Origin of the sequence: Neptuniibacter sp. QD72_48, from assembly GCF_047778065.1 — a bacterium.
GTDB lineage: Bacteria > Pseudomonadota > Gammaproteobacteria > Pseudomonadales > Balneatricaceae > Neptuniibacter.
This window is the reverse complement of record NZ_CP180547.1, coordinates 98,283-123,795: the sequence shown is the minus strand read 5'-3', so window position 1 is coordinate 123,795 and position 25,513 is coordinate 98,283. Positions and strand designations below refer to the sequence as shown.

The window sequence follows — 25,513 nt, the reverse complement described above, 5'->3', positions numbered from 1 at the left end:
CCTTGTCCTTAGCTATAAATTTTGAGCAAGTATATGATATGAGTAGAGATTAACCAATTGTTTTAGTCTTGGCCTATAATCAAAACTCGCCTGCTACTTACTTCATTATTCCTATGGGAATTGGTAGTCACAGAAAATGCTTAAACTCGAACTTAAGATTCCACCTGTCGCACTGGTATTAATCTTTGCAGGCTTGATGTGGCTTTGCGCCAAATTACTGCCTTTCCTATCAATACAAACTGAACTTCGCATCCCCATTGCAGTAGCCATTATCCTAATCGGTTTAGTGTTTGGTTTAGCCGGTGTTTTTTCATTTCGTAAAGCTCAAACGACCGTTAATCCGACCACTCCAGAGGCAAGCTCTGCTCTAGTGACGACAGGGATATTTCAATACACTCGCAACCCGATGTATGTAGGCTTGATGTGTCTGCTTCTAAGCTGGGCATCCTACCTTGCAAACCCCGTATCATTGCTCTGTTCAGTTGGCTTTATCCTGTATATGAACAAGTTTCAGATCCAACCTGAAGAGCAAGCGCTCACCGCACTATTTGGTGATAGCTACAAGACCTACACTCAGCAAGTTCGACGCTGGCTGTAAGCTGGCGCCTTCTCAAAATACTGCTACATTTACAAGAGGTTAGCCCGCTAGGTTCAGCCTACCTTTACATTACAATTGTTTAAATTTCGTACAAAAAGCCATAGAAGGATTTTATGACCGTGCGTTGCCATAAATGGATTGCTGCGCTTTTGATACTTATCTTTGCGCCCGTGACATCAGCTAACAAGCCAGCTGTGCCTGAATCAGACAAACCTATTCAAGTTTTGCTGAACGACTGGACCAGCCAGTTAGTACTGGCTCGAGTCACGGGTCAGGTACTGCAATCGATGGGCTATAACGTCGGTTACGTAAACAAAACCAGTAATGCGCAATGGGGTTCGCTCAAACTAGGCTTGAGCCACATTCAGGTCGAAGTCTGGGAAGGCACCATGTCCAAGATGTTCCAACGTATGATCGATGCCGGAGCTATAGTGGATGCCGGCACCCACGATGCCATCACCCGAGAAGAGTGGTGGTATCCACTGTATGTCGAAGAGTTATGCCCAGGCTTACCAGATTGGCAGGCGCTAAAAAAATGCTCCGACCTTTTTGTTGATCCCCGCACTGCCCCGCAAGGGATGTACCTAGGCGGACCATGGGAGAAACCTGATGCCGCTCGCATCCGCGCACTCGGCATGGACTTTAAAGCGATTACCGTTGAGCAAGGCGATGATCTTTGGGTCGAGCTAAAACGTGCGGCTATCGAACAACGACCTATCGTTTTATTTAACTGGACACCCAACTGGGTGGAAGCCAAATACCCGGGCCGCTTTATTGAATTTCCAGACTATCACCCCGACTGCGAGACTAAACCCAGTTGGGGGACCAACCCGCGCTTCCTGCACGATTGCGGCAACCCGAAAAAGGGTTGGCTCAAAAAAGTCGCTTGGAAAGGCATGCCCGATACTTGGCCTTGCGCTTATGAAACCTTACAAAACATCAACTTCAGCAACGCCATGATTGCCCAGCTGGCCTCAATGGTTGATATAGATGGTCTGAGTTACGAAGCTGCAGCTGATAAATGGATGGCCGACAACCAGACGGTCTGGTCCGAATGGATTCCTCCTCACTGTCAGATATAAAAGGATCAATGATGAAGGGTGATAGCACCATACCAATCAAGGATTCAATCGGCTTCAATCTGATCAAGCTAGTTTTTTCGATCTACATCATTATCGCCGCCATAGTAACCTTGGCTCACATGGCAATCGAATACTTCAACGTAAAGTCTTCGATGCTGCAGGATCTGCAGCTTTACCAAAGCTCGTTTGAAGAGCCTCTAGCCGATTCCCTTTGGGATTTAGATCTGGAACGCACCAAAACGATTACACCAGGTATAGTGAAACTCCCTTCTATCGTTGGCTTACAGATTTATGATTTAGGCGATTCGCTTATCTCTGCGGAAGGTTTAACCCACGACAATTTAGCTGAGCACTCTGGCGGAATTTTACCCACACAATTATTGGAACACGAGTTCTCCATTGTTTACACCAAGGAAAATGAAGAGGCTGCTGTAGGTCGAGCGGTATTTTACTCCAGCTCCGACGTTGTACTTACCAAGGTACAAGCGGGCTTCGCGCTAATCATTATTAATGCCATCATCAAAACAACCGCATTGTGGGCTATTTTCCTCTATATCGTGCGTCCTACGCTGATACGTCCCATTGAGCATCTTAGTAGTGCCTTGCAGAATTTAACTTTTGATAAGCTCAGCAAATCTGACATCACCATTCCAAGAAAACGTCATGATGAGTTGAAGGTGCTCGAGCAAAGTATCAACGCCATGACTACCCGTTTAGCGGAATCCTCAGACCAACTTAACGAGCTAAACAAAAACCTCGATAGATCTCACAAGCTGGCACTTTTACTGCTCCGCGGCGTAACGGAAATGAAAGAGAGCAAAGAGAAACAAGACTCTTTCGCCGCAGTATCCAATGTAATCTCTGAAGCGATTCCGTGTTTATCTTCTTCGGCGTTATATATCTCTTACTACCATCACAATACCAATGAATCTCCGAGCCTAGAGGCTTCTGATACACCGGTTATTGAAGAGTCTTACCGTCAGGCTGGAAAAATTGAGATATTGGTTCGGGATGCTCAGATACATAGCAAGACCTCGCATTCTGAGGAAAAACTGCAAGGTAATCTGATCAACATCCCACTTCGACACGGTAAAGAGCTCGTAGGCTCCATCGAAATACTGTCAAAAACCCCCGTCAGTATCAGCATCGAAGAGCAACAATTTATCAGTACGCTGATCCCCTCTCTGATTATTTCGCTAGAAGATATCAGCATCCGCTCCAACTTGGAGGCGGCTGTTAGAGAAAGAACATCAGACCTGCAGAGATCAAATCACGAAATTGCGATTAAGGCGCAAGAATTGGCTCAGATCAGTCAATCTAAGTCGCAATTCCTGTCGAACATCAGTCATGAAATCCATACTCCGTTAAATGCGATCATCACCCTAACCGAGCAGAACGCTCAGAACAGCCAGATCCAAGATCCTGTAGCAGTGCTTAGCGTGATTCATCACTCAGCTGAAAACCTACTCAAAGTGATCGAAAACCTTGTCGATTACTCCGAAATAGAATCCGGCAAAGCACACCTAAACCCGATTCGATTTAACCTTGAATCACTGGTCAGCGAAGCGATCGACCACAACAAACCCGCAGCCCAAGGTAAAATCCTACAGCTCAAACTTAAAACAAAAGTTATCAACACATCCCTGTTTGGCGATTCCAAGCGTTTGTTACAGATCCTGAATATTTTCCTCGATAACGCCCTGAAATTTACCACCCAAGGCTCCGTGATTTTGAGTGTTTCGCAGCAAGCCAGTAGCAACGCGCTGTCGCAATTCGAGTTTTCTATTCGCGATACCGGTATAGGAATGGATGCAGAGAAGATCAAAACCTTGTTTAACATCGCCGGCAACGACAGCGCACCTGCCTTTAGCACACAGACCGGACACGGACTGAACCTATCCATCAGCAAGCAATTAATCGAGATGATGGGGGGAGAACTAGAGATCGACAGTACGCCAGATGAAGGTAGTAGCTTTAGCTTTACCTTGAGTTTCAAAAACGCCTGCGAAAGTGAACTGATCGAAGACGAGTGATGATGCTAATTTAAGCTTCATCACTCCTACGGATTAGATACGAAGGCCACCGTCCATCTCAACGATACGACCGGTAAAGAACTCGTTCTCTATGATGTACTGAAGCGTATGCGCCATCTCTTCCACTTCACCTAAACGGCGTACAGGTACAGCAGCGACCATACGTTCGATCGCTTCTGGCTTCATTTGAGCCGTCATCTCTGTGGCAATCACACCCGGTGCGATACCGCCAACACGGATCTTATGGCGCGCTAGTTCACCCGCCCAACTAGTTACCATCGTTGCGACAGCTGCTTTAGTTGCGGAATAGTTAGTCTGGCCCATATTACCGGCACGGGACACCGAGGAGATATTTACAATAACGCCACCTGTCCCTTGAGTTGCCATCGCAGCCGCTGCTTCTCGACCACAGAGAAAGGTACCGGTCATATTAACCTCGACCACCGACTGGAACTGCTCAAGGCTCATCTTCGCTTGCAGTTCGCCATCTTTCACTTTGATCAGCATGCCGTCACGCATTAGACCGGCGTTATTGACCAAGCCATTAATCTCGCCAAAGTCAGCAACGATCTGCTTAAAGGTTTGCTCAACCGCAGACTCATCGGTGATATTGCACACATAACCGCGGGACTCGCCACCCAATTCAGAGCAAGCAGCTGCTGCTTCATCCAATGTGCCTTGATCCAAATCGATCAGTGCCAACTTACCACCCTGCTTCGCTAGGTTCTCCGCCATTGCGCGCCCTAAACCACGACCACCACCGGTGATAACAAAAACACTGTTTTTAACCTGCATACCCGAATCTCCAAAAATATGGCCCTACCTGATTAAATATAGGCAATACCATCTACTTCTGTTGTTTTTATAACCTCATTTATAGCCTGTTTCGGGCGATATTACGAGAATTTTATTAGGGAAAACCCTAACAAAATGTAATTCTGGAAAATAGCGGATAAGAACGGGGAAAGGCTGGAAAAAGCGGTCAATAGCTGGACGCGTTGCTTGCTAGAACATGACTTTATGGCTGTAATGAGAAATTAAAGCACTGTAGATACTTACTTATCGGTGATGCACTTCTTAACTTTGATAAAACATTACCCTCTACTGATACAACAAAATAGCCAATACTATGAAGGCAGTGATACCAGAACCAAAAATCAAAATATCGACATTCTGCTTCTTTCGTCTTCGAATCCATAAATACAGACCCGAAATACCCCATATCCATATGGAAATAGCGACAAAATCGACAATTATCGCCCATATATCCGAAGCAACCTGCTTCCTTTCAAATCCAGATTTAAAATGCAGATGGTGTAAAAAGCCGTACATTGATGATGGCACATACCGCTCAACTACAGCTTTGCCCTGCGCACTCTGCCAAGTAATACGGTAGTTACCGGCACCAGAATAACGCAAGATGACCAATTGACGGTTATTGGACTCTGCCAGTAGCTGGTAATCGCCTTTTAGATCGAGTCTGGTCAGCAGATTTTGCGCTGTGAGTTGCGGCGTACTGGAAGAGATCTCAGAGGGTTTGAAATCCTGCTCCTGAACGATCGCCCATCCGGGAGGAATGACATGGAATAGGTCTCGAAACCAATCATTGTGGTTCAGACAAAACGCACTGGTCGCGTACATTAACAACCAAGGCGCCAAAAATAATGCGATATACAGATGAATCCACCTCATTATCTTGTCAAACCGAGCCCAACCCTTCTTAGTCACTCAACTCTGGCCCCTAATATTGTTAAAGCGCATATAGTAATGGAGCTAGATCGTTGTTTCTATCAAGAGAGCCTCGTAACAGAAGCACCCTAAGCTAATCCAAGTGGATAATTTATTTACTTAAGCAACTTCGATAGAATCGAGATAATTCAATTTCACCGATGTTTGAACCGTCAATGATACGCCAAGGCCTGACATCTAACGTAACACGCATAGCAGTACTCGCTTTACTGCTAGTAGCAACGTTGTGTCGCGCGAGTTGGGCCGTTCAAATATCCCAGCACGATACAGCTCCTGAGGCTGACCCTTGGCAAGTCGCTTTAGAGCATGGGCACTACCATCCCCCTGCACTAGACCATATGCATGATGAAACTTCCGGCATTTCCGAAGACGATCATCCCTTTATCCATACGGTCATGGCGCTCGACCACCAAGTATTTTTAATTACGTACCCTAAACGCCCTCAGGTTGATGCTCGAAGTACTTACCCAACACTTACTTTCAACACCTTACCTCCCTATCAAAGAGACCTGTATCGCCCTCCGCGGCGCAATTTAGATTAGATATCGAACGCGCATAACGCGCTACAATCTGTATTAACTTTGAATGGAGTACTGGTATGAATCCAGGCTTTTCATCTGCCCTACATTCCTTCTGGAAAGGTAGCCTTATCTCTGTGGCTACAGTTCTAGTGATGCTTGTTAGTATGGGGCTATCTACACAAGCTTTTGCTCATGGTGTCGCCGAAGGTGATGCTGTGTTTATCGAAAGTGCCAGTGGCGTGCAGTTGTTACCCTTTATTTATTTGGGTGCTAAGCACATGGTTACGGGCTACGATCACTTACTGTTCCTATTTGGTGTCATCTTCTTTCTATTCAGAATGAAAGATGTTGCCATCTACGTAACATTATTCGCTGTCGGGCACAGTCTAACCCTACTTTACGGAGTGCTCAGCGAAACCCACGTAAACCCCTATATCGTTGATGCGATTATTGGTTTGTCCGTTGTGTACAAGGCACTTGATAACCTTGGCGCATTTCGAAGATGGTTCGGTTTTCAGCCAAACACTAAGACTGCCGTTCTGATTTTCGGCTTCTTCCACGGCTTTGGTCTGGCAACAAAACTGCAAGACTTCACGCTGTCAGAAGACGGCCTTGTGCCAAACATAATCGCTTTCAATGTCGGCGTGGAAATCGGTCAACTGCTGGCTTTGGCAGGCATTCTGATTGCCATGAACTTCTGGCGAAAATCACCTTCGTTTAATCAACACGCATTCTTTACCAATGCAGTCCTAATGACACTGGGCTTTATGCTCATTGGTTTTCAATTAACGGGCTATTGGGTTACTGCATAGGAATTTCATCATGAACGATATTTCAAACATCAATAACGACGGTTTACCGTCAACAAAGAGCCTGATCAAAGCGACTATTGCAGCGTTCGTAGCGGGCACCGTCATATTAGTCACCACAATCCTTCCTGCTGAATATGGCGTAGACCCGACCGGTATGGGCAAGGTTTTGGGTTTGAATGTGCTAAGCCAAGCGCATGCAACCGAGCCAGAAGTACCTGAGGTGAACAATGCCTCATCAACTCCCGTAAACATTGAAAATCCGCTCTTGAAAGGCGAAACAGAACCTCGTAGTGATACGATGAAAATAACGCTGATGCCTCGACAGGGCGCTGAAATAAAGTCCCCGATGAACACCGGTGATAACTTTGTGTTTACCTGGACATCGGAAGGTGGATCGGTCTACTTCGATATGCATGGGGAAGTGCCCAATGCAGGTAAAGATGAGTTTACTAGCTATTGGATCGGCAAAAACCAACAGCAAGCGAGTGGTAATTTCACCGCACCATTCAAAGGAACCCATGGCTGGTATTGGCAAAATACCAGTGACGCTCCGGTCACTATTACGCTGAATACTCATGGTTTCTATGGCGAGCTTTATATGCCTTAAATGTGAGAAGGTTTCACTGATCTCTGCATGGAAAGAGGGCCTTAAATAGGCCCTCTTTTTGGTTATTTACTGGATACCGTCTCACTCGCTTTTCTTTCCCTTTCTGCATCTAGTATGGCCCTTTTACGTTCCAATCCCCAGCGGTATCCACCGAGGCTACCATCTCCTCTTAATACACGGTGACAAGGGATCAGAATACCTATTCGGTTTTTTGCACACGCGGATGCAACCGCCCGAAACGCTTTGGGTTTATCTATTTTTGCAGCCAATTCGCTGTAGCTGAGCACCTCTCCCTCTCGCACACTCAATAGGAATTTCCATACCTTCATTTGAAAAGCGGTACCGCGCATATCGAGTGGTAGACCGGGTCTAGGAACACCTTTACTCAGATGCTGATCCAACGCCTCCATCCATGCATCAAGTGCAGGCGTTTCTTGGGATGTGGAGGGGATCAAACTGGCATTCGGAAACTCGTCTTCGAGCTTAGAAAGTAATGACGCTTCATCATCGTCAAACTGGACGAAGCAGACTCCTTTATCGGTAGCAGCCATCATCATCTGACCAAGCACAGAGTTACGGCAAGCGTACGAGATAACCTCTCCTTCGCCTCCTGCCCTGTATGCTTTAGGTGCCATACCTATATTTCGGGTCGCTTCTCCATAAACACGGCTGACCGATCCAAAACCGGACGAGAAAATAGCATCCGTCACACTATCACCCTGTTTTAAGGACTTCTTAAACCGCCGCATTCGAACGGCATCTTGGTAAGCTTTGGGCGAAATCCCAAAGGCACTCTTAAACACTCGTTGCAGTCTGGAGGCAGACAGCCCGACAAGTTCAGCCAAACTTGCCAGGGTCAGCTGTTCTTCCGCGTGTGTTTCTATATGCCGAGCCACCTCAATAAGCCTAGACGTCCCAGATTTTTCGTCTAAAGAAAAGCAGCGTTTACAAGGCCGGAAACCAGCTCGCATGGCAGCTTCCATATCAGGGAAGAATCTTAAATTCTCTGGCTTAGCGGAGCGTGATGAACAGGATGGCTGGCAGAACACACCGGTAGTGATAACACCATAATAGAAATCGCCATCACGAGATTTATCTCGCGCTGCTAAGGCCTCGATCATTTCCTGTTCTGATGGCATCGACATAATTCAGCTCTTGATTAGCGTTTAGATATAACCATAAAAACCCACTTTTAAGGCGGTTTCCATCCGTTTATTGCTAAGGAATATAAGTAATTTAGGGTTGATAACAGTTTAAAAAGATACGGCGCAAAAATCGGATGGTATTTATTTGTCGCCCCTACTATTTTAACCACTCTTCTGGTTACTCGGCTTTTGCATAGAAGTTACTTATTTTCGGACATAGCGCTCATTGCACTAGACTTACCCACAAGCGACAGGCACCTATAACTCTGAGATTAATCTCCATTTAAGTGGTACATGATATGAATGAGCAAGACATTGCTCGTGGAATGCAAGCGTTGGCTCTACTCGACCCTGATATCAAACGCGCCGCAGCACAATTGGGGCCGCCTCCGGTACGACATCGTCCTAAGGGATTCGAAACCTTCCTATCTGCCATTGTAAGTCAGCAAATTTCGACCAAAGCTGCTCAAGCGATTTTAGAGCGAGTCACTGCGCTAATGCCGGAAGTAACGGCTTCAGAGTTATTGAATATTGATGATCAAGCTTTACGTGATGCGGGCTTATCCTGGCGCAAAATTGAATACGCTAAAGGCTTGGCCGATGCCGTGAATACCGGCCATTTTGATATTGAGGGCTTAGACGTACTGGATGACAAAGCCGCTATTGCGGCCATCACCAGTCTTCGCGGTTTTGGACGTTGGAGCGCAGAAATCTATCTGATGTTCTCTTTAAAACGCCCGGATATATTTCCGGCCGATGATCTCGCCATTCAGGTTGCATTGGGTCGTCTGAAAAGGCTCCCAGATAAACCAACACCCAAACAAGCAAGAGATATAGTTGAGCACTGGGCACCTTGGCGAAGCGTTGGTTCGCTATTTCTATGGCATTACTACCACGGCCCACCTATCTAACAGTCGATAGTTGCTAGACGCGTTGCTTGCTAGAACGCAGGCAATAGGGTGATGCAATCTTGCTTTGATACTCATTTTTTTATAAAAGAATTTAATATTAGAAAAACATGAACTTATTTGTAATTAGAACTCTATGAGTAATAGCTAACGGTTACATTAAAGGTTCTGACATTAGGGTAGATTACTTCATGAGCAATATTGATCAATTAGTTCACGAAACATTATGGCAAGACCATGACACCGAAGAAGACTTTCCTTCTAAAACTCCATTACTCGCTCACTATACGTCTATAAATAACTTCGATTACATCATCGGCGGCGAAGAGCTTTGGTTCTCAAATCCACTTAATATGAATGATTCAGATGAATTGCTTTTTGGAATGAATCAAGGGGCTGCCGAATTCAGAAGTAATGAAGCTTTAATTACAGCTTGCGGCAATGAGGATGTATTTCGTCGATTGATAGAGATCTTTGATTACCATTTAAACAAATTTGATGAAGACCATGTTCTAGACACTTATATTTCATGTTTTGCAAAGCACGATGAAACAGATTATGACGGTGCTCTTTCTATGTGGCGAGGCTATGGGGCTAACGGAAATGGCGTCTGCTTTGTTATGGATACAAAAAAGATAGAACCAAATGAAAACTCCCCTCTAATACTTGCTCCTGTACATTACACAACGAATGATGAAAGGATTAAGTGGATTAAGGAACGAGTACATTTACTTGCAGACATACTTAGCTCAATCGAAAAAACTGACGAAGAGCTTAATTCTATAGCTTGGCAATGGATTGAAAGACTTAAAGTTTTTTCACTATTTACCAAACATATAGGTTTTCAAGAGGAACGAGAATGGAGGTTTGTATACCTCAGTGATCGTGATGCTGAGAAAAACTATACACCAATGTTTGGATACCATACTTCCGATAAGGGAGTAGAACCCAAGCTAAAATTAAAGATATCTGAAGTGCCTGATGGGAAGACTCCCCTCTCTTTAGAAAACATAATCGATAGAATAATTTTAGGGCCTACCGCATCATCAGTTCTATCAATAAGATCACTGGCTAGAATGTTAGAATTGAAAGGGCATAAGAAGTTAGTCGACAAAATTCATGCCTCTACTATCCCTTATAGGCCATAGAATCCAGCAATAGAGTAGTATGTAGGGTGCAATAGCGAAGCGTATCACAGCTTAAGTTACGGATTGGTGTAATACGCTCCGCTATTACACCCTACTGGTTCCACTGTTCTATTCAGCTTTTCCTCTAGGCGCAGCCGTCCTCTAGCCACGCAGTGGCGTCCTAAAAGGCGAAGCCGATCTCTAGCCGCGAAGCGGCGTCCTGCCCTTAAACAAAAAAACCGGCACATGCGCTAAGTACATGGCCGGTAAGAGAGCAGAATCTGAAAAATAGGAGGGATAGTTCCTAGTGGAAGAAACTATCCCTGTGGGTAATTTTTCTTGGGGGTTAAATGGCGCCTCGCGCTTCGATTAATGCTTCAATCTCAGGAAGAATTGAGGCGTCATCGATGGTTGAGGGCATTTTATACTGCTCTTTAGCTGCAATCTTTCGCAGTATCGCGCGCAGGATTTTGCCTGATCGAGTTTTAGGCAAACGTTGCACAACGATTGCGCTTCTAAAGCAAGCAAGGGCACCTACTTGTTCACGGACCATTTTTACCAGCTCCGTTTGTAGTTGCTCTTCTTCGATCTGTTCACCGGCTTTTAGCACGATCAAACCTACTGGTAGCTGGCCTTTAAGCTCGTCGTTTACACCAATCACGGCGCACTCGGCTACTGCAGGGTGAGCGGAAACAACCTCTTCCATTTCACCTGTGGATAAACGGTGGCCGGATACGTTAATCACATCGTCGGTACGACCAGTAATGTAGATATAACCGTCGTCATCTTTAAAGCCGCCATCGCCGGTGTGGTAGTAACCCGGGAAGGCTTCTAGGTAAGAGCTAACGTAACGATCGTTGTTGTTCCAGATGCTCCACGCAACGCCCGGTGGCATCGGTAGTTTCACGCAGATATTACCTGCTTCACCGTCTTCGACTTCGTTACCATCGCCATCCAATACACGGATGTCGTAGCCTGGAATCGGCTTATTGGTAGAACCTAAGCGCGCTTCAGATGGATTGTCCCAACCCATCATTGGAGCCGTCATCGGCCAACCCGTTTCGGTCTGCCACCAGTGATCGATCACCGGCACTTTCAACAGATCAGACAACCAGTGGAAGGTTGAGGAGTCTAGCTTCTCACCTGCAACAAACACCCACTTTAGGCTGTTTAGATCGTATTTGTGCGAGAGTGCACCTTCTGGGTCTTCTTTACGAATAGCTCGGAAAGCGGTTGGCGCACAGAACATAGAGTTAACTTTGTACTCTTCGATCACACGCCAGAATGTACCTGCATCTGGTGTTTTGATCGGCTTACCTTCAAAGAAGATCGCGCTACAGCCACCCATAAGCGGGCCGTAAACGATGAAGGAATGACCCACAACCCAACCGATATCGGACGCGCCCCACCAAACATCACCCGGGTGCATACCGTAAACGTTATTCAGGGCATAGCTCAGTGCCACAGCATGACCGCCGTTATCACGGACGATCCCTTTTGGCTGGCCTGTAGTGCCGGAGGTGTACAGGATATACAGCGGGTCAGAACCTTTAACCGGTGTGCATGGAGCAGGCTCAACACCCTCTTGAACTTCGATCCAGTCCAGATCGCCATCGCGGTCCATATCAGCTTTAACCATCGCACGCTGGAACACAATGGTGTGCTCTGGCTTGTGGCTTGCTAGATCGATCGCTTTATCCACCAGCGGTTTATAGGCAATGGTTTTCTCAAACTCGATACCGCAAGACGCAGTAAGGATCATCTTCGGATTGGCGTCATCGATACGAATCGCCATCTCTGCAGGGGCAAAGCCACCGAAGACCACCGAGTGAATCGCACCTAAGCGAGCGCAGGCCAACATAGCCACGGCAGCTTCAGGAATCATCGGCATGTAGATTAGAACCGTATCGCCTTTCTCAATGCCTTGAGCTTTTAGGGCTCCGGCAAAACGGGCAACACGATCAAGAAGCTGGTTGTAAGTAATGGCCTCTTTTTTTCCGGCAGCAGGGGAATCGTAATACAGTGCAACCTGCTCACCACGGCCATTTTCCACATGGTAATCCAGTGCTAAATAAGCGCTGTTTAGCTCACCATCGGCGTACCAGCTGTAGGTACCAAAATCTGTTTTTGTAAGGGTCTTTGTCGGCTTTTTGAACCAAGAAATACGGTCAGCCTGATCCGCCCAGTAAGCTTCGGTGTTCGCCAAAGCCAACTGATACTCATGATTGTATCCCATCGAATCAACCTCAATTATTTTTGTTTTAGGTTGGAAAGTCCTGCCAGCACGCATCAACTGGCAGGTTTCGCTTATCTGTGGATAAGTTTTTTTACTGGTCTTGGTAAAGGCGAAGAACGCTGGAGAAGTCCAGCCCGCCGTTACCGTTGGCTTTGTGCAGATTGAACAATGCACGTGCCTGCGAGCCCATTGGAGTTGGGGACGCACTTTGTTGGCTTAGCTCCATCGCCAGACCTAAGTCTTTGAACATTAGATCGACTTGGAAACCGCCCTGATAATCGTTAGAAGAAGGTACGCCTTCCATCACACCTGGGAACGGGTTGTAAACCTGTAGCGACCAGTTGTTACCGGAGCTCTGCTTCATAATTTCAGATAGCACTGCTGGGTCTAGGCCGTTCTTCACACCCATGTTTAGGGCTTCAGAAGTACCTGTCATTAGGATCGCTAGCAGCATGTTGTTACACGCTTTAGCCACCTGACCTGCGCCGTTGCTACCGGCGTGGAAGATATTTTTACCCATGCACTCAAGCACAGGTTTTGCTTTAGCGAACTGCTCGTCAGACGCACCCACCATGAATGCTAGCGTGCCTGCTACCGCACCACCTACACCGCCAGATACCGGCGCATCGATAAAGTTGATACCACGCTCTGCACCTACCGCTGCAACCTGCTTAGCTGTTTCGGCATCGATCGTAGATGAGTCGATAATCAGTGCACCATCAGCAACCACATCAAACAGTGGCGCATCACCAGACACCATCAAACCTTCAACATGCTTACCCGCTGGCAGCATAGTGATAACAAACTCAGCATCTGTTGCTGCATCTACGGCTGTCGCAGCAGCTTGGCCACCTTCAGCCACTACTTTGGCAATTGCATCTTGAGACAGGTCGAATGCTTTAACTGAGTGACCCGCTTTAACAAGGTTGATCGCCATTGGACCACCCATGTTACCTAAACCTATAAAACCGATAGTCGCCATTTCTCTAGTCCTGTTATTGTTATAACTAGTTGTTATACATCGTTGTTTTATCTGGATGCTTAACGCTGCATCCCATCTTCATTGCCCACGCCTTACAAATTGGCGAGTGGGTTCTCCTGTCCGTCGCCTTTCCAAGGTGACTCAAAAAACTCAGCTACTTTTGCCTGATCGACCTCTGCCAGTGTTGGATAGGTCCACTGCGGCTTGCCATCTTTATCCACAAGCAGCGCTCGCACGCCTTCTGGGAATTCACGATGACTGCAGCACTGCACAGACAGAATAATCTCGGCACAGAACACCTCTTTCAGGGACATCTGATCGGTGCGTTCTAGTTGCTGTTTGATCAGGTTGATCGCCAGAGGACTGCCATGGCCGATCGCTTTCTGGGAGCGATTGATCCACTTGTCGTCGCTTTCAACCGCCAACAGTGCAGAGACAATCTCTTCAACGCTGTCGTGATCGGTAATCTTCTGGATAAAGTCGTAATGCTGTTGAATCGGGGACTCCGATTTGAACTGCGGTTGCGACTGCTCTTCTACGACCCGTAACACGCGGTTAACGGCAGCTGTTGCACAGCCATCCCAATTTTCCGCTTGTAGCCCTTCAACCATGTTCTGGCGTAGCTCATTCGCGACAAAGCGATCTGCCAAACCAAGGAACAGTGCATCGGCAGCGAACATTGGGTTACCCGTCAGACCTAGGAACAGACCTGTACGACCCGGCATGTGATTCAAGAACCAGCTACCACCTACATCTGGGTAAAGGCCGATCGTCACTTCTGGCATCGCCAGATGGGAGCTTTCAGTCACGATACGGTGGCTACAGCCGTTCATCAGGCCCATGCCGCCGCCCATCACAATACCCGCACCCCAACAGATGATTGGTTTTGGATACGTGTGGATGGTGTAATCCAGTGTGTATTCCCGGGTGAAGAAATCTTCTGGGAAGGAAGCATCGCCCTCACCGGTCATCGCCTTGTAAAGATTGACGACATCGCCACCGGCACAAAACGCTTTCTCACCGGCGCTATCCAGCAGGATCGCTACGACAGAATCGTCTGTTTTGCACTCATCCAGTTTTGGCTGGATCAGGTCGATCATTTCCAAGGTCAGCGCATTCAAAGAGCGCTCGGCATTCAGACTGATCTCAACAATCCTCTTGCCGTCTTGGGTTGGGTATTCGTTAAACAGTACGCAGCTCATCAATCAGTCCCTTATTGGTTTTTCCACTCAGGTGCACGCTTATCTAGGAATGCGTTTACACCCTCTTTCTGATCTTCGGTGTGGAATAGATCAACAAACAGTTCGCGCTCTAGACGGTAACCAGCATCCCAGTGATGGGTGCGGTTGTTCTGAATCAGTTGTTTACACGCCGCGATCGCCGTTGGGCTTTGTTTTTCTACCGCTTTTGCCAACTCCATCGCTTTGTCGTATGCCTGACCTTGTGGCACTAGCTCTTCAACTAAACCGATACCTTTCGCTTGTGGCGCTTTGATACGCTCGCCACAAAGAATCATGCGCTTAGCCCAACCTTCGCCCACCAGCATGGTTAGGTTCTGCGTACCGCCAGCACATGGCAGTAAACCAACCGTTGCTTCTGGCAGAGCCATCTGTGCTTGCTCTTCGGCAACGCGGATATCACAAGCTAATGCGACTTCTAAACCGCCGCCCATAGCAAAACCGTTGATCGCTGCGATAGATACACCGCGGAACTTAGATAAGCTCTCAAAGGCACGGCCAAATTGGCTTGCCATCTCACGTGCCATGGCACGATCACCGTCGGCAAACAGGTTTAGATCGGCACCAGCAGAGAAGAACTTCTCGCTAGTAGAACGCAGTACCAACGCGTAGATCTGTTTGTCTTGGTTTAGCTCGTCAACGATCGTTACTAAACCCGACAAACTCTCTTCGGTCCAAGTGTTGGCCGGAGGATTATTCATGGTGATAACGGCGGTATGACCGTGTTTTTCTACAATCAATTTATCTGTCATAGCTTTCTCCAATTCTGCCCTACCGGATCACACAAGATCCGCTGCATCTTCCATCAATACTCGACGAGCAATAATGACGCGCATAATTTCGTTAGTACCTTCAAGGATACGGTGTACGCGGTTATCACGTAGGTAGCGCTCCAATGGGTACTCTTTGATATAGCCGTTGCCGCCAAAGATCTGCAGAGCTTCGTCAGCAATGTTAAAACCAACATCCGTAGCAAAACGTTTTGCCATCGCACAGTACGCCGTTTTATCGGCATGGCCTGCATCCAGTTTCGATGCTGCCAAACGTACTAGCTGTCTTGCAGCGACTAGTTCAGTTGCCATATCCGCCAACTTGAATTGCAACGCTTGGAAACTCGCTAGCTCTTTACCAAACTGCTTACGCTCATGCAGATAGTCGCGTGCTTTGTTCAGCGCTGCTTGTGCGGTACCAATCGAGCAAGTCGCAATATTGATACGGCCACCATCAAGGCCTTTCATCGCAATTTTGAAGCCGTCACCTTCATTGCCCAATAGAGCAGATGCCGGTACTACCACGTCTTCAAAGGTAATCATTCGTGTCGGCTGGCTATTCCAGCCCATCTTTTCTTCTTTACGGCCGTATACGATGCCTTCGCTCTTAGCATCCACAGCAAAAGCAGAGATCCCTTTTGGTCCCTCTTCACCGGTACGTGCCATTACTACAAGTACATCGGTACTACCGGCACCGGAGATAAAGATCTTGCTGCCATTTAGGATGTAGTTATCACCCTCACGACGCGCCGTAGATTTAAGGGATGCGGCATCGGAACCGGCATTTGGCTCGGTTAAGCAGTAAGACGCTAGTTTCAAACCAGCGGTTAGATCTGGGCACCAGTGCTCGCGGGTTTCCTGATTACCAAAATCGGCAATCATCCACGCGGCCATGTTGTGAATCGTGATAAACGCAGTGGTCGAGGTACAACCCATCGCCAACTGTTCAAAGATAATGCTGGCATCTAAGCGGCTCAGGCCTAGACCACCGACATCTTCCGGTGAATACAGACCACAAAAGCCCATCTCACCTGCTCGACGCAGCACATCAACAGGAAAAATCTGTTTTTCATCCCACTCAGCTGCATGGGGCTCAAACTCATTTTGCGCAAAGGCACGGGCCATATCGGCGAATGCAATCTGATCTTCATTCAGCTCGAAATCCATTGCTCTCTCCTTTAAGTGGAAAAGGTCTCTCTACATTACAGAAACTGTGGGAGCCCACCCCGTGGGCGATTAAACTAAATCGATCGCTCAGAAGGCTGAGCTCCTACAGTCTCGATTAAGAGCCTTTTCTCATTCTTGTTCTGTTCTTAACAACTGATTACTTCAACTGGATCGTTGTGTTTACGCCAGTATCGATATCATCTTCAAACCAACGTGCTGTCACAGTCTTAGTCTCGGTGTAGAACTTAACCGCTTGCTTGCCGTAAGCGTGCTGGTCACCGTAGAAAGATTTTCTCCAGCCTGTGAAAGAGAACATTGGTAGAGGCACGGGTACGGGTACGTTGATACCTACCTGACCTACTTTGATCTCGTGCTGGTACTTACGTGCTGCTGCACCAGAAGACGTGAACATGGAAGTACCGTTACCGTATGGGTTCTCGTTGATCAGCTCGATCGCTTCTTCCAACGTATCTACTTCAAGTGCGATCAGAACAGGACCGAAGATCTCTTCTTGGTAGATAGACATGTCGCGCGTTACACCACGGAACATTGTAGGGCCAACCCAGTTACCGTCTGGGTAACCGTCAACTACGCATTCGCTACCATCCAGAATACATTCTGCACCGGCGTCTTTACCTTCTTGGATGAAGTTAAGAACACGTTCGCGTGCTTGTGGATTAATCAGTGGGCCGTAACCTGCTTTTGGATCATCCCACGCTCCTGGCTGTACTTTAGCTAGGGCATCACGTACTTCAGGGATCCACTTGCGTGCTTCACCTACGAATACCGCAACAGAGATCGCCATGCAGCGCTGACCTGCCGCACCTACAGAGGCACCGGCAATGCTGTTAACAACTTGGTTTTTAGACGCATCCGGCATAACCACCATGTGGTTCTTCGCACCCGCGAATGCCTGTACACGTTTCATTTTGTCAGTACCTGTACGGTAGATGTGCTCACCTACAGCCACAGAACCTACGAAGGAGATTGCTGGCGTATCTTTGTGAGTCAGCAGTTGGTTTACCGCATCTTTTGTACCGTGAACAACTTGTAGAAGACCGTCTGGCGCACCCGCTTCTTTGAATAGCTCAGCTAAACGCATTGGCGTTAGTGGATCTTGCTCAGATGGCTTAAGAACGAAGGTGTTACCGCAAGCGATCGCCATTGGGAACATCCATAGAGGGATCATTGCTGGGAAGTTGAATGGTGTAATACCAACACATACACCTAGTGGCTGAGTGATGCTGTAGCAATCGATCTTACGCGCTACGTTCTCAACCGTTTCACCCATAGATAGAGAAGCGATGTTACACGCGTGTTCTACAACTTCGATACCACGCCAAACGTCACCTTTCGCATCTTCAAATGTTTTACCTGTTTCCTGAGCAAGTAGTGTTGCTAGCTCATCGTGGTTCTCTTTTAGCAGGTGCTGGTAACGCAGCATCAGACGAGCACGCTCGCCTACAGGTGTTTCTTTCCAATCTTCAAACGCAGCTTTGGCAGCTTCTACTGCTTGATCAACTTCTGCAGCTGTTGCGCAAGGAACCTGTGCAATCACTTCCTGCGTAGCAGGGTTAGTTACTGGAAGCAGGGTCTGTGATTCACTCTGAATAAATTCGCCGTTGATAAGTAAAGGTACTTGCTGTGTCATTCTCTGATACCTGTATTTCTTGTTGTAGTTGTATTGTTTTACGTCGCGTTCAAACTCAATAACTCTGTTTTATCATGCAGCTTAGCAATTCATGATTGATAATCTTGTCTAATTGATGGACTATATTGCGATCATATAAGTAATTACCCTAATACATAGGTCGTAGCTATGAGCAGCCCATCAAATTGGCCCTTACCCCCCGAGAGTATTCGCTTTGTCACCCCAAGGCGCGTGGTAGCTGAATTAGCGCAGAATCCGCTAAGCCAGGGCTTGTATCCTCTAGGAATGGGCTACTATCGCGAAGCCAGCGGGCATCACATGGAAAGGATGGAACATGACGATTATCTAATGATCTATTGTTTGGACGGCGAAGGTGAAGCAGTACTTAATGATAAGAAGGTTAGAGTCAAAGCCGGTGATATATTGCTGATTCCTAAAGGAATAGCCCACACCTATAAAGCGCGACAAAAGCGCCCCTGGACGATCTATTGGGTCCACTTTCATGGCCATCAAGCCGCTGATTTTGTTGCGCATTTAGAGCAGCGCGAGTCCCCGCAAAGGCAATTTATTATCCCCATCGGTATCCACTCGCGCCTTGCCAGCGATTTTGAAGCGCTTCTAGAAGCCCGCGAGTCCACCTACAACCTCAATGCCTATATCTGCGCAGCAAACCAGCTTCGGCAGATACTCAGCCATATCGCCCTGCTACAGCCCTTAGCACGTCAAAAACTATCAAGAGCAGGCTTAGATATAGAACGCGTTCACAGCCTGATGCAGACCCATGTGCACGAACAATTGGACTTAGATACGCTGGCCGAAAGCGTCAACCTGTCGAAATTCCACTTTGTGAAAAAATACAAAGAGATCACCGGCACCACCCCTATCAACCACTTTATCCAGCTCAAGATAGAGCGCGCCTGTCACCTGTTGGATACCACCACCAACAGCATCAACGAGATCTCTTTTGCCGTGGGTTATGACGATGCCTACTACTTCTCCCGTATTTTTAAGAAATTGATGGGATTATCGCCAAGTCAGTATAGGAAGATGAGGACGGGGGCTTTTCCATATCGGGGATAAGGGCAGGACGCTACGCTAGAGATTGGCTTCGCCTTTTAGGACGCCACTACGTGGCTAGAGGACGGCTGCGCCTAGAGGAAAAGATTTTGGTGGGGGAGTGGCTTTAGCTCTGTGACAGAAGCAGGCATCATAAGAACCCTATGTTAGCCTCCAATTTTCAAACATGAATGGATTCACCATATGAAATCTCTTTTATCATGGATATGCCTGAGTAGCTTAGCGCTATTAAGCAGTTGTGGAACAATCGATGAAGTGGCTCCGTTAGAAAAAATAGTCAAAAGCCATGGTCTAAATGATTCTGAAGTCACATACATTTATATGTATCGCGGGACAAAGGATTATCAAGTGATAATGCTCAAGAATTTGAAACATTGTTCCGATAACAAAATGAAATATCTAGCAATTTCAACGTTCGATAGAGAAACAGAGAAAGCATTTCTATCTTTGCTAAGTAAAGATTTTGAACGTTGTAACATCATTTTTTATGGGACCTCCGAAGCGGTCAACGAAGCAAGATCTTATTTCTTAGATGGGATTTTTGAATCAGGCAACTTAGATGCCAATTCCAACATAAAAAAGATATACGATTCAGCAGTGAATCAATGAACAAAATCCTATGAAAAGAATAAAAGTTGGCCATTTTATTACAATCTGTATCGCATTCGTTTGTTTGCTAGTCCTATCCACCCAGCAAGTAGGGTGTAATAGCGGAGCGTATTACACAAACTCATCATATCTACGGTGCACTACGCTTCGCTATTGCACCCTAAATTTTTTTAGATCTTTCCTCTAGCCGCGAAGCGGCGTCCTCTAGCGTTAGCGTCCTAAAAGGCGAAGCCGATCTCTAGCCACGAAGTGGCGTCCTGCCCCAATCATTGTAATGCTAATTACTATCATTTATATTGCGCCTCTCGTTAGCATTGAATAGCACCACGATGTTTAACCTTCTGATTAACTGAGTGCTGGAGAATCAAAATGAAAAAACTAGCAGGACTATTTTTTGCACTTGTATTTACCGTATCTGCTCAAGCAAGCGGCGTATCTGATGGTAAACCCGTTCAGCACCTTAAAATCGCTGATATATCCTCTTTGAGCGATGCAAAAACCGTTTTCATTGAGAAAACCTTAGAGATGAAAGGTAAGCAGAAGCTGGATGCAGAAGAGCTACATCAGATTCATATCATTACTTACTCACTAGAGAAAAGCGTTGCCTACTTTGCAGAGCAATCTACAGGTAGTGACAAAGAGTTGATGGAAAAAATTGCTGTAGTTGTTGAGGAAGTTCACCTGAACTCGGAAAACAACCGCAAGGACGAAACAAAGAAACAACTAGATACATACTTCAAACTGGCGAGCGAGTTTATTTATAACTCTTGGGATAACAGCATCGCACAGAAAGCAGCTAAGTAAGTTAAGCCCTAGTTGCAATAAAGGCGCGTATTGACGATGAACTAGCACTCACAATACGCGCCTCTGATAAACTCTAAATCTCTTCTTTGCTCTCTAGCTGCTTAGCAATTCATATTAAAACAGCTCAACATCTCCAACCGTCGTAGCCATTTGGCCTTTAGGCTCACCGCCTTTAAAGCTATTCAATAGCTGCTTAAGATGGACCGACATCTGCGCCAGATCACCATTACTAGAAGTACTTTGCATTGCTGAATCCATCACATGAGATACCGCATTTTTAGTACTGCAGATATTGCTTTGGATCTGCTGCGTCACCTCATTTTGATGATTAGCCGAATCTGCAATGGTGTGATTGATATGGTTCATATCTTCAATGCGTTCCTGCATCTGGAAGATATGGGTATTCGCTTTTTCCGTTAACGCTACGATCCCCAATACCTGTTTTTGGCTGAATTTGATCTCGTTGGATACTTGAGTCGCTGCAGCGTTAATCTGGTTGGTGGATAACCTGATCGACTCAGTTGCTTCAGCGGTGCGCTGTGCCAGATGACGGACTTCGCTCGCCACGACCGAGAAGCCTTTACCATGTTCGCCTGCACGTGCCGCTTCAATAGCTGCATTCAATGCTAGTAACGTAGTCTGCTCGCTGACTTCGGTGACAAATTCCAGAATATGATTGATACCGGTAATCTGCTTTTGCAGTTGTTGCATCTCTTGATCATTACGCTGGCTGCTGTGATGAAGCTCGGTCACAGTGCCGTCAATCTCTGCCATGATATCGGACGTAGCAACCGTCGCTTGTTGCGCATTTTCTGCCGATTTCAGCGCTTCGGTAGCTTTCAGTGCGATCTCACACGCTGATTGCGCAAGCTGATCGATCGAGCTGCTAATACGTAAAATCTCTTCCTGCTGTTTACCCACCAAGGTTTTTACTTCACTGGTATTTTGCGTGGATGCCAAGGTATTTTCTGACAGAAGATCCGCTGCTTGATCGATCTCATGGGTAATAGCGGTGAGGTTATCAATAAACTGATTGAACCATGTCGCCATCTCGCCCAGTTCGTTTTGCTGTTTGTATTCCAAACGCTTACTGATATCCGCCTCACCGGAAGCAAGCTGTTCCAACATGCCAGAACACTGTTTTATCGGTGTAATTACTGTACGCAGCAATATATAGGTAAAGGCGATAAGAATAGAGAAACCCGCAAGGCTACCAACAATAATGATCCACTGCTCTTGTTGTTTCAGTACTTGCTCAGCTTGCGCAAACGCCTCCTGCTTTTTCGCTCGTACCAGCGTTGCCACATTCACCATCTGTTGCTCTGGCACCGTAAACGCACCATCCAAATATTGATCCGCTGTGCGGGCTGGTTCTCGATCTGCCAGCTGATAAACAGGTAAAGCCGTGCGATATTTTTGGCCTAACTGGACATGACTCGCAGCAAGCTTATTTAGTGACTCTGTCACTTTAGGAAAGCTAGCGCCTTGCTCGCCTAAGGCTTTAATCTTCTTTTGAAAATCTCTTTCAAAGGTAGTGAAGCGATCCAAATAGAGGTTGTACTTCTGTTTGTTTTTGCCACGAATAAGCAGGTTCTTCCAAGCTTCGTTTTGCTGTAGAAGTACCATCTGAAGTTGCTGGGTATCTTCCAGCATGGTTTGGTAAAAGCTATTCAGTTGCTCTTGTTTGCTGATATATGACCGATAGTTGAGCGACATCGACAGGCCAATGGCAAACATACAGATCATCGCGATGGAAAACAGGCAAAGCATTTTCAGCTTTAGGCTCATGACTACTTCCAATTTAATTAGCAGAGCCGCTGATGCTAGATAGTCGGTGTTACCCGTATATTTCTATTCGATTGCATTTTTGTGTACAGCATTAAAATTCTTACATTTACCTGACATTCCCACAAAAAGTGCCCCCTATACTCCATCTGATATTCGCAGTTATTTCCAAACATTCCAGCAAGAATGAAACTGCCTAAACCGAATAAATGGATGACTAACAGGATGAAATTGGAAACTTATAGATGGCTCTATGCGTTTATGCTTTCGCTCGCTTTTGTCCCTATTAGCTGGGGCGATAATGCTGTCGATCAAGTAAGTTTTGACCAGGCACTTGTTGAGGAAGAGGAAGATCAAAACACCAGTGATCTTTCCTACACTGCCTACATCAAAAGCAATAAACGCATTAAATGTTTATATGGCTATGCAGCAGATAAGACGGGGGACCATCAAGCTGCCATAGCCATTTTTGAAGACTGTATCGATCGTTGGAATGACGTCTATTCGATGCTCTGGTTAGCGCAAATCTATGAGGCAGGCGTTGGTGTAGACCGCGACCTAAAAAAGTCTACTGAGCTAATGAAGTTGGGCGCAGAACAAGAAGATGAGGCAGGCTATTCCAGCCTAGCAAGATTTCATTATGGTGTTGCTCTATTTGAAGGTATAGGCACGAATATAAATGAGCAACAGGCTAAACAATACCTAAGGCGTGCAGCGAAAGAAGGGATTCGCGAAGCCTGCGATTATCTTAAAAAGCAAAACCTGCAATGTACGTAGCCCCCAGGAAAGGTAGGGCAGATTAATACACCACGATCTGCCCTACTGATCCTTTCTTCGCATGACTAATATCAATCCACTTTAAAGTGACTCACACTCTGCCGTAACTGTTGAGCCAACGCCGAGAGTTCTTGGCAAACCTGTTGATTACGCTCAGATTCTGCCGACGTTTCTTCAGATTTAATTTGAATAAACGAGACATGTTCACTGATATCGTTGGCTACTGCGCCCTGCTGTTCTACCGCCGCCGCAATTTGTGAGTTAACAAATGAAAGGTTACTCACCGCTTGAGTGATATGTTCCAACGAATCACCCGCTTGACTGGCATTTTCTACACTATTACGTGCGGATTCCTGCCCTGATTGCATCGCATGCACAGCATTTGATGCACCAGTTTGTAGGCGGTTGATCATATCCTGAATTTCATGAGTGCTGTTTTGCGTCCGTCCAGCGAGGTTACGCACCTCATCAGCCACCACGGCAAACCCGCGACCTTGTTCACCCGCACGCGCAGCTTCTATTGAAGCATTCAGCGCTAACAAGTTGGTTTGATCAGCAATATCACGGATAACATCGAGCACTTTACCAATCTCTTCGCTATCTGCCCTTAGAGTATCAATAACAGATGCTGTTTCTTCTACCTGCTCAGATAATTGGTTAATTGCGTTAACTGAGGCTGTCACTACAGTTTTGCCCGTATCTGCCATTTGGTTGGTTTCTTTAGCCGTGTCATCAGCCGTTGCCGCATTACTCGCTACTTCATGAATCGCACCACTCATCTGTTCAACTGATGCAGCAACTTGAGTCGTACGTTGTTGTTGGTCTTCGGTATGCTCAGCCGTGTTTTTAATATCCACCAGCAAATGATCGGTTTTATCAGCTAATTGATGAGAAACTTGGGTCAATTGACGCACCATTTCCTGCTGTTGGGACAACATCCGATCCACTGTATGACCTAAATGTGATAACTCATCATTCCCTACCTCATTTAGGCGCTGGGTAAGGTCCCCTTCGCCATCGGCAATCACCCCAATTGCTCTGGATATTGTTGCTATCCGCTGACTAATCACGCGCTTAAAGGAGAGATAAATAGTCGTCAGAATGACTAACAACATCAATAAGAGAAAACCGATAACCGTCACACTGGTCACTTGGCTTGAGGCAAGCTGCTCAGTGACATCTGAATCAATCTCTAGAACACCTCGAACATCCCCTAACTTCCAATCAGTCTTGGGCGAATCGGGGTGGCTATTATGGCAAGCAACGCACCCTGGAGCCGACATCGTATCGGCAATAGCAACGCGAACAATGCTCTTATCGCCATGACTACTCACCTGTTTGTAAATACCGTCTGGGTTAGCCACCAGATAATCCCAAGCATCAGAAGCAAATTGATCAAGATTACGACTAGCACGATTAGGGAAAGGGAAATCACTATAAAGTTTGACGTTAACGCCGTTGTTTTCGAGTAATTTACTCAAATCATGGATCATCGTGGCTGGTAGCGGGATAGCTTTAGGGTTTCCCTGATGATCTATCGCAGGCTTAATATCTGACCCTTTACTGACAACAGAGGCTATGTTTTGCACATAGTATTTTCGTAACGTTTTGAATTGGATAGCCGTTTGTTCCGCGGCAAATACGGTGTCTTCCAGTACTCGGTCTTCCATCCTTGAAGGTATCAACCATGCCATAACGGCCAGCGCCACAATAAACACACTCAGAATGGGAACGGCCATTTTGATGAAGATCCCCTGAGTGATTCCTATTTTGGCCATAAGGAATTCCTCCAATTTGGTATTTTTAGTGTAGCAGGCAAAAACAACCGATGAGCA

The 25,513-nt window shown here is 46.5% G+C and carries 23 protein-coding genes; 12 read left to right on the top strand and 11 right to left on the bottom strand.

Annotation, left to right across the window (positions count from 1 at the left end; genetic code table 11):
* The first annotated feature begins 136 nt into the window (after nucleotides 1-136).
* The 3 genes from ACMXYX_RS00545 to ACMXYX_RS00535 all read left to right on the top strand — a co-directional run bounded on the left by ACMXYX_RS00545 (nucleotide 137) and on the right by ACMXYX_RS00535 (nucleotide 3,713).
* Nucleotides 137-598, top strand: a complete 462-nt coding sequence (locus tag ACMXYX_RS00545; RefSeq protein ID WP_415897279.1) for a methyltransferase family protein — start codon at nucleotides 137-139, stop codon at nucleotides 596-598.
* Nucleotides 599-711: 113 nt separating this feature from the next.
* A complete protein-coding gene (locus ACMXYX_RS00540) occupies nucleotides 712-1,680 on the top strand; it encodes an ABC transporter substrate-binding protein (RefSeq protein WP_415897278.1) in 969 nt (322 codons plus the stop codon).
* Nucleotides 1,620-3,713 carry an ATP-binding protein gene (locus tag ACMXYX_RS00535; RefSeq protein WP_415897277.1) on the top strand — a complete coding sequence of 698 codons (2,094 nt, stop codon included), beginning with the start codon at nucleotides 1,620-1,622 and terminating at the stop codon, nucleotides 3,711-3,713. The genes ACMXYX_RS00540 and ACMXYX_RS00535 overlap by 61 nt, the downstream gene beginning before the upstream one ends.
* Before the next feature lie 33 nt (nucleotides 3,714-3,746).
* Here ACMXYX_RS00535 and ACMXYX_RS00530 read toward each other — a convergent pair whose 3' ends face one another.
* Together ACMXYX_RS00530 and ACMXYX_RS00525 are read right to left on the bottom strand one after the other, a co-directional pair.
* Complete coding sequence (locus tag ACMXYX_RS00530; protein WP_415897276.1) at nucleotides 3,747-4,508, bottom strand: SDR family oxidoreductase; 762 nt, start codon at nucleotides 4,506-4,508, stop codon at nucleotides 3,747-3,749.
* A gap of 306 nt (nucleotides 4,509-4,814) precedes the next feature.
* A complete protein-coding gene (locus tag ACMXYX_RS00525) occupies nucleotides 4,815-5,354 on the bottom strand; it encodes a PepSY-associated TM helix domain-containing protein (RefSeq protein WP_415906369.1) in 540 nt (179 codons plus the stop codon).
* Nucleotides 5,355-5,617: 263 nt separating this feature from the next.
* On the opposite strand from ACMXYX_RS00525, the gene ACMXYX_RS00520 reads away from it, so the two are divergent.
* From ACMXYX_RS00520 to ACMXYX_RS00510, 3 genes are all read left to right on the top strand, one after another.
* Complete coding sequence (locus ACMXYX_RS00520; protein ID WP_415897274.1) at nucleotides 5,618-6,004, top strand: hypothetical protein; 387 nt, start codon at nucleotides 5,618-5,620, stop codon at nucleotides 6,002-6,004.
* Nucleotides 6,005-6,135: 131 nt separating this feature from the next.
* Nucleotides 6,136-6,795, top strand: coding sequence for a HupE/UreJ family protein (locus tag ACMXYX_RS00515; RefSeq protein ID WP_415898270.1), 660 nt, complete (start codon nucleotides 6,136-6,138; stop codon nucleotides 6,793-6,795).
* Nucleotides 6,796-6,805: 10 nt separating this feature from the next.
* Nucleotides 6,806-7,402 (top strand): hypothetical protein, encoded by a 597-nt coding sequence (locus ACMXYX_RS00510; protein WP_415897273.1) that lies wholly within the window; start codon nucleotides 6,806-6,808, stop codon nucleotides 7,400-7,402.
* A gap of 62 nt (nucleotides 7,403-7,464) precedes the next feature.
* Here ACMXYX_RS00510 and ada read toward each other — a convergent pair whose 3' ends face one another.
* Nucleotides 7,465-8,547 (bottom strand): bifunctional DNA-binding transcriptional regulator/O6-methylguanine-DNA methyltransferase Ada, encoded by a 1,083-nt coding sequence (gene ada / locus ACMXYX_RS00505; protein ID WP_415897272.1) that lies wholly within the window; start codon nucleotides 8,545-8,547, stop codon nucleotides 7,465-7,467.
* 299 nt (nucleotides 8,548-8,846) lie between these two features.
* On the opposite strand from ada, the gene ACMXYX_RS00500 reads away from it, so the two are divergent.
* Both ACMXYX_RS00500 and ACMXYX_RS00495 read left to right on the top strand, forming a co-directional pair.
* Complete coding sequence (locus tag ACMXYX_RS00500; protein WP_415897271.1) at nucleotides 8,847-9,458, top strand: DNA-3-methyladenine glycosylase family protein; 612 nt, start codon at nucleotides 8,847-8,849, stop codon at nucleotides 9,456-9,458.
* Between the two features lie 188 nt (nucleotides 9,459-9,646).
* Nucleotides 9,647-10,603: a DUF2971 domain-containing protein gene (locus tag ACMXYX_RS00495; protein ID WP_415897270.1), complete on the top strand. Its 957-nt coding sequence runs from the start codon at nucleotides 9,647-9,649 to the stop codon at nucleotides 10,601-10,603.
* Nucleotides 10,604-10,928: 325 nt separating this feature from the next.
* Here the strand turns inward: ACMXYX_RS00495 and ACMXYX_RS00490 are convergent, their stop codons facing one another.
* The 6 genes from ACMXYX_RS00490 to ACMXYX_RS00465 form a co-directional block, all read right to left on the bottom strand.
* Entirely contained in the window at nucleotides 10,929-12,818 is a 1,890-nt protein-coding gene (locus ACMXYX_RS00490) for an AMP-binding protein (RefSeq protein WP_415906368.1), read from the bottom strand.
* Between the two features lie 91 nt (nucleotides 12,819-12,909).
* Nucleotides 12,910-13,800, bottom strand: a complete 891-nt coding sequence (gene mmsB, locus ACMXYX_RS00485; RefSeq protein ID WP_415883055.1) for a 3-hydroxyisobutyrate dehydrogenase — start codon at nucleotides 13,798-13,800, stop codon at nucleotides 12,910-12,912.
* Nucleotides 13,801-13,892: 92 nt separating this feature from the next.
* Nucleotides 13,893-15,002, bottom strand: a complete 1,110-nt coding sequence (locus ACMXYX_RS00480; protein ID WP_415906367.1) for an enoyl-CoA hydratase/isomerase family protein — start codon at nucleotides 15,000-15,002, stop codon at nucleotides 13,893-13,895.
* A gap of 11 nt (nucleotides 15,003-15,013) precedes the next feature.
* The gene (locus ACMXYX_RS00475; protein ID WP_415886476.1) at nucleotides 15,014-15,790 is read right to left on the bottom strand and encodes an enoyl-CoA hydratase; all 777 of its coding nucleotides are present in this window, start codon (nucleotides 15,788-15,790) and stop codon (nucleotides 15,014-15,016) included.
* Between the two features lie 27 nt (nucleotides 15,791-15,817).
* On the bottom strand, nucleotides 15,818-16,975 hold the full coding sequence (locus tag ACMXYX_RS00470) for an acyl-CoA dehydrogenase family protein (RefSeq protein WP_415906366.1): 1,158 nt from the start codon (nucleotides 16,973-16,975) through the stop codon (nucleotides 15,818-15,820).
* A 157-nt stretch (nucleotides 16,976-17,132) separates the two neighbouring features.
* Nucleotides 17,133-18,626 carry a CoA-acylating methylmalonate-semialdehyde dehydrogenase gene (locus tag ACMXYX_RS00465; protein ID WP_415883051.1) on the bottom strand — a complete coding sequence of 498 codons (1,494 nt, stop codon included), beginning with the start codon at nucleotides 18,624-18,626 and terminating at the stop codon, nucleotides 17,133-17,135.
* Nucleotides 18,627-18,794: 168 nt separating this feature from the next.
* On the opposite strand from ACMXYX_RS00465, the gene ACMXYX_RS00460 reads away from it, so the two are divergent.
* The 3 genes from ACMXYX_RS00460 to ACMXYX_RS00450 all read left to right on the top strand — a co-directional run bounded on the left by ACMXYX_RS00460 (nucleotide 18,795) and on the right by ACMXYX_RS00450 (nucleotide 21,116).
* Entirely contained in the window at nucleotides 18,795-19,706 is a 912-nt protein-coding gene (locus tag ACMXYX_RS00460; RefSeq protein ID WP_415883050.1) for an AraC family transcriptional regulator, read from the top strand.
* A gap of 180 nt (nucleotides 19,707-19,886) precedes the next feature.
* On the top strand, nucleotides 19,887-20,312 hold the full coding sequence (locus ACMXYX_RS00455; protein WP_415883049.1) for a hypothetical protein: 426 nt from the start codon (nucleotides 19,887-19,889) through the stop codon (nucleotides 20,310-20,312).
* Nucleotides 20,313-20,681: 369 nt separating this feature from the next.
* On the top strand, nucleotides 20,682-21,116 hold the full coding sequence (locus tag ACMXYX_RS00450; protein WP_415883047.1) for a DUF6746 family protein: 435 nt from the start codon (nucleotides 20,682-20,684) through the stop codon (nucleotides 21,114-21,116).
* 114 nt (nucleotides 21,117-21,230) lie between these two features.
* On the opposite strand, the gene ACMXYX_RS00445 is transcribed toward ACMXYX_RS00450, so the two are convergent.
* A complete protein-coding gene (locus ACMXYX_RS00445; protein ID WP_415883046.1) occupies nucleotides 21,231-22,904 on the bottom strand; it encodes a methyl-accepting chemotaxis protein in 1,674 nt (557 codons plus the stop codon).
* Nucleotides 22,905-23,126: 222 nt separating this feature from the next.
* Here ACMXYX_RS00445 and ACMXYX_RS00440 point away from each other — a divergent pair, with 222 nt between their 5' ends.
* Nucleotides 23,127-23,678, top strand: a complete 552-nt coding sequence (locus tag ACMXYX_RS00440; protein WP_415897265.1) for a tetratricopeptide repeat protein — start codon at nucleotides 23,127-23,129, stop codon at nucleotides 23,676-23,678.
* A 71-nt stretch (nucleotides 23,679-23,749) separates the two neighbouring features.
* Here the strand turns inward: ACMXYX_RS00440 and ACMXYX_RS00435 are convergent, their stop codons facing one another.
* Nucleotides 23,750-25,456: a methyl-accepting chemotaxis protein gene (locus ACMXYX_RS00435; RefSeq protein ID WP_415897264.1), complete on the bottom strand. Its 1,707-nt coding sequence runs from the start codon at nucleotides 25,454-25,456 to the stop codon at nucleotides 23,750-23,752.
* Nucleotides 25,457-25,513: the final 57 nt, after the last annotated feature.

Bases quoted from the DNA above. Each gene is read 5' to 3' on its own strand.
- ACMXYX_RS00535 (WP_415897277.1), top strand. From the start codon at position 1,620: ATGGATGGCCGACAACCAGACGGTCTGGTCCGAATGGATTCCTCCTCA.
- ACMXYX_RS00530 (WP_415897276.1), bottom strand. From the start codon at position 4,508: ATGCAGGTTAAAAACAGTGTTTTTGTTATCACCGGTGGTGGTCGTGGT.
- ACMXYX_RS00545 (WP_415897279.1), top strand. From the start codon at position 137: ATGCTTAAACTCGAACTTAAGATTCCACCTGTCGCACTGGTATTAATC.
- ACMXYX_RS00495 (WP_415897270.1), top strand. From the start codon at position 9,647: ATGAGCAATATTGATCAATTAGTTCACGAAACATTATGGCAAGACCAT.
- ada (WP_415897272.1), bottom strand. From the start codon at position 8,547: ATGTCGATGCCATCAGAACAGGAAATGATCGAGGCCTTAGCAGCGCGA.
- ACMXYX_RS00500 (WP_415897271.1), top strand. From the start codon at position 8,847: ATGAATGAGCAAGACATTGCTCGTGGAATGCAAGCGTTGGCTCTACTC.
- ACMXYX_RS00450 (WP_415883047.1), top strand. From the start codon at position 20,682: ATGAAAAAACTAGCAGGACTATTTTTTGCACTTGTATTTACCGTATCT.
- ACMXYX_RS00480 (WP_415906367.1), bottom strand. From the start codon at position 15,002: ATGAGCTGCGTACTGTTTAACGAATACCCAACCCAAGACGGCAAGAGG.
- ACMXYX_RS00445 (WP_415883046.1), bottom strand. From the start codon at position 22,904: ATGAGCCTAAAGCTGAAAATGCTTTGCCTGTTTTCCATCGCGATGATC.
- ACMXYX_RS00515 (WP_415898270.1), top strand. From the start codon at position 6,136: ATGCTTGTTAGTATGGGGCTATCTACACAAGCTTTTGCTCATGGTGTC.
- ACMXYX_RS00435 (WP_415897264.1), bottom strand. From the start codon at position 25,456: ATGGCCAAAATAGGAATCACTCAGGGGATCTTCATCAAAATGGCCGTT.
- ACMXYX_RS00470 (WP_415906366.1), bottom strand. From the start codon at position 16,975: ATGGATTTCGAGCTGAATGAAGATCAGATTGCATTCGCCGATATGGCC.
- ACMXYX_RS00465 (WP_415883051.1), bottom strand. From the start codon at position 18,626: ATGACACAGCAAGTACCTTTACTTATCAACGGCGAATTTATTCAGAGT.
- ACMXYX_RS00490 (WP_415906368.1), bottom strand. From the start codon at position 12,818: ATGGGATACAATCATGAGTATCAGTTGGCTTTGGCGAACACCGAAGCT.
- ACMXYX_RS00520 (WP_415897274.1), top strand. From the start codon at position 5,618: ATGATACGCCAAGGCCTGACATCTAACGTAACACGCATAGCAGTACTC.
- mmsB (WP_415883055.1), bottom strand. From the start codon at position 13,800: ATGGCGACTATCGGTTTTATAGGTTTAGGTAACATGGGTGGTCCAATG.
- ACMXYX_RS00455 (WP_415883049.1), top strand. From the start codon at position 19,887: ATGAAATCTCTTTTATCATGGATATGCCTGAGTAGCTTAGCGCTATTA.
- ACMXYX_RS00475 (WP_415886476.1), bottom strand. From the start codon at position 15,790: ATGACAGATAAATTGATTGTAGAAAAACACGGTCATACCGCCGTTATC.
- ACMXYX_RS00540 (WP_415897278.1), top strand. From the start codon at position 712: ATGACCGTGCGTTGCCATAAATGGATTGCTGCGCTTTTGATACTTATC.
- ACMXYX_RS00525 (WP_415906369.1), bottom strand. From the start codon at position 5,354: ATGTACGCGACCAGTGCGTTTTGTCTGAACCACAATGATTGGTTTCGA.
- ACMXYX_RS00460 (WP_415883050.1), top strand. From the start codon at position 18,795: ATGAGCAGCCCATCAAATTGGCCCTTACCCCCCGAGAGTATTCGCTTT.
- ACMXYX_RS00510 (WP_415897273.1), top strand. From the start codon at position 6,806: ATGAACGATATTTCAAACATCAATAACGACGGTTTACCGTCAACAAAG.
- ACMXYX_RS00440 (WP_415897265.1), top strand. From the start codon at position 23,127: ATGAAATTGGAAACTTATAGATGGCTCTATGCGTTTATGCTTTCGCTC.